We start from the raw sequence: 2,962 nt of genomic DNA, 5'->3' as shown, positions 1-2,962 counted from the left end.
CAGCTGTAAGAGGCGCTTTCCGCAACTTTTTACCAGGGCTTGATTTTTTGCTTACTTCTTTATCAAGAAAAAGTAAGATAAAAAAGCCTTATAATCAAATAAAAATTCCTTAAGTTGACGCCATTGGGTGAACAAATACTTGAAATGGCAGTTTTTTAAGATAAGATATAAAATATAGTGGGCAGCATTGGACTCGAACCAACGACCTTTCCGATGTCAACGGAATGCTCTAAACCATCTGAGCTAACCACCCCTTAAATACTTAAAAAGCTATACTTGAGCCCCCACTGTGCGCACGGGGGGACTCGAACCCCCATGCCCGAGAGCACCACCCCCTCAAGATGGCGTGTATACCAATTTCACCACATGCGCAAAATAATCAAAATGCTTTACGTTCATTGCAGATAAAATGAACTTAACTAATTTAGGATATAATAGGGTGTTTACCAAATGCAGAAACAATCCACCCCCCTCCTATTAGATCTTCTTCTTCATAAAAAACAGCCGCTTGACCAGGTGTAATGGCATGCACACCACTGCCAAAAAAGACATGCATTTGATCACCTACTTGCTCAATCACAGCAGGTGTGCCGGGATCATTATACCTAACCTTAGTAAGGGTATCTAACTTTTTTCCCTGTAGGTCTACATACTTAGATAAATTAAGCCGATCTACATACATACCATCGCGACATAATTGGTCAAAAGTGCCCAGTACTACTCGGTTAGTCTCTTTTTCTATGGCCGTTACATATACGGGATAACCTAAGGCTATATGTAACCCTTTTCGCTGTCCAATAGTATAAAAAGGATACCCTTCATGATGTCCCACTACTGTTCCATCTTCTAGTACAAATTCTCCGCCTTTAACGCTTTCTTCTAATCCAGCTACTTGTCGTTTTAAGAATCCACGGTAATCATTATCTGGAATAAAGCATATTTCATATGATTCAGACTTATTGACTAAGTCTGTAAAGCCACGCTGGGTAGCAAATGCACGAATAAAAGATTTGGTAAATCCACCTAGCGGCAACAAAGTCCTACTAAGGCTCTCTTGAGAAACACCCCATAGGGCATAGGATTGGTCTTTTTTAGGATCTAATCCTTTAGAAATAATATAACGCCCCCCTTCTGATCGCACTTTGGCATAATGACCTGTTGCTAGGTAATCACAACCTAGCTTATTAGCACGCTGCAGAAGCGCATCCCATTTAATATGGGTGTTGCACAATACGCATGGATTAGGGGTTCTACCTGCTAAATATTCAGATTTAAAATGGTCAATTACATGGCTACCAAAGCTCTCTCTGATGTCTACAACAATATGGGGGAACCCCAATTCAACAGCCACATTCCTAGCATCATTAATAGCATCCAAACTACAACACCCTGTTTCTTTTTTCTTACCACCACTACCAGCATAACTCCATGTTTTCATGGTAATACCTACTACTTCATAACCTTGGTCATGCAACATTACAGCCGTTACAGAACTGTCTATGCCACCACTCATAGCCACTAATACACGTCCCTTTTTACTCATAGGTGAATCTTAGAAGATGGTATATCTAAACTTTAGGACTTAACTTTTTCTATATCCCCTTGAGCAAGACCTGTCAGTAGCATAATGTCTTCTAATGGGTAACCTTTTAAATACATGGCTTTAGCTATAGAAAGTGCTTTGCGCTTTTCTCCCTCTAGCTTCCCTTGCTCGAGACCTTGCTCCAAACCTTGCTCGAGGCCTTGTTCCAAACCTTTTTTTAGACCTTGTTTTAGACCTTTCTTGAGACCAACTTCCTCTCCTGCTTGTCTAGCTTGTTTTTTCATATAGTCTTCTACTGCTTGATTATCCATGACGCGCTTGATCTCTTTCTCATAGGTTCGTAATTCTATTTCTGACCAGTTAAAGCGATTTAAGGCTTCATAGGCGCGTTGGATCACTAAATCAGCGTCTATTATATTTTTTACCTCTGCTTCGCTAGTAGAGGAAGCATATTTAAAAAAGTAGCACCATTTTTCTATCATGGTAGATAATGCTTCAATGGATTTGATCTTAAACTTGGGTAGTTCTATAAACGTAAAAGAGAAATCTTGTAGGTCATGTGCATAAGTTTTAGCATCTAGCACAATATGATTGGAAAGGTAATCTGTTTTACTAGGAAAAACAATGTAGTCTGTAATAGCTATAAAGATCACAGCTTTAAGATCCTGGTATCTAGCGCCTACTTCTTGACCTACACCGAGTTGCCTGGAATAGGCCTTAGAGGCATAGTATTGGGCTCTTTTTTCAAATCCTTGTTGGGGGGTTACTTGCATCTCTACAATGATTTCCCTACCACAATTGTCTCTATATAATACATCTACTATACTTTCTTTCTTATAAGCAATGTCCGGATCTTGAACCGTAGAGAGAAAAGTAACTTCTTGGATCATAGAGGGCCCCTCAAGACACAATATATCATTTATAAAGTGAATAAGAATATCCTTATGTTTTTCAGTGCCAAATATCTTACGAAAGGCTACATCATTCTTCGGGTTTAGAAATTTTGAGGTTACCATAATGTTACGTGCAATGCGATGATAGACATCGCTAATATAGTAACTTTTTAGTATTGATTTAGGAGGTATCTGTTCTAAACAACATAATCCGCCCTTCGGGCCTCCCTTTCAACTGTTTTTTTATTTCAGTTGTAACAGTCACTTGCTGAACGCAACTCTTTTACAAGGGCTTGATTTTTTGCTTACTTTTTTATCAAGAAAAAAGTAAGATAAAAAAAAACTTATAATCAAATAAAAATAATTAAAAATTCCTTAAGTTGACGCCATTGTCTGTTCCTGACACTGGTAGAAAATGAATTTTTTAAAGCTACTTTTTGCTTGATCAAAAAGTAGCCAAAAAAACAAGTGCTGATGAAAAAAAAGGCGCGATTTTTCCTAGCATAAGCCATTGGATGAGCGGAAA

Annotated in this window: 2 protein-coding genes and 2 tRNA genes; all 4 read right to left on the bottom strand. The window is 38.4% G+C overall.

Going from position 1 to position 2,962, the window contains the following annotated elements; genetic code table 11:
- Positions 1–178: 178 nt before the first annotated feature.
- Positions 179–253, bottom strand: a tRNA-Val gene (locus tag MUW73_RS01300).
- Positions 254–290: 37 nt separating this feature from the next.
- Positions 291–372, bottom strand: a tRNA-Leu gene (locus MUW73_RS01295).
- Positions 373–424: 52 nt separating this feature from the next.
- Positions 425–1,543, bottom strand: a complete 1,119-nt coding sequence (mnmA, locus tag MUW73_RS01290) for a tRNA 2-thiouridine(34) synthase MnmA (protein WP_243017902.1) — start codon at positions 1,541–1,543, stop codon at positions 425–427.
- 32 nt (positions 1,544–1,575) lie between these two features.
- On the bottom strand, positions 1,576–2,559 hold the full coding sequence (locus MUW73_RS01285; RefSeq protein WP_243017903.1) for an Rpn family recombination-promoting nuclease/putative transposase: 984 nt from the start codon (positions 2,557–2,559) through the stop codon (positions 1,576–1,578).
- Positions 2,560–2,962 lie beyond the last annotated feature (403 nt).

Source organism: Candidatus Cardinium sp. cByotN1 (assembly GCF_022810525.1).
Classification (GTDB): Bacteria; Bacteroidota; Bacteroidia; order Cytophagales; family Amoebophilaceae; genus Cardinium.
The sequence above is the reverse complement of the archived record's forward strand: the minus strand, read 5'-3'. Positions and strand labels throughout refer to the sequence as shown.

Bases quoted from the DNA above. Each gene is read 5' to 3' on its own strand.
- mnmA (WP_243017902.1), bottom strand. From the start codon at position 1,543: ATGAGTAAAAAGGGACGTGTATTAGTGGCTATGAGTGGTGGCATAGAC.
- MUW73_RS01285 (WP_243017903.1), bottom strand. From the start codon at position 2,559: ATGGTAACCTCAAAATTTCTAAACCCGAAGAATGATGTAGCCTTTCGT.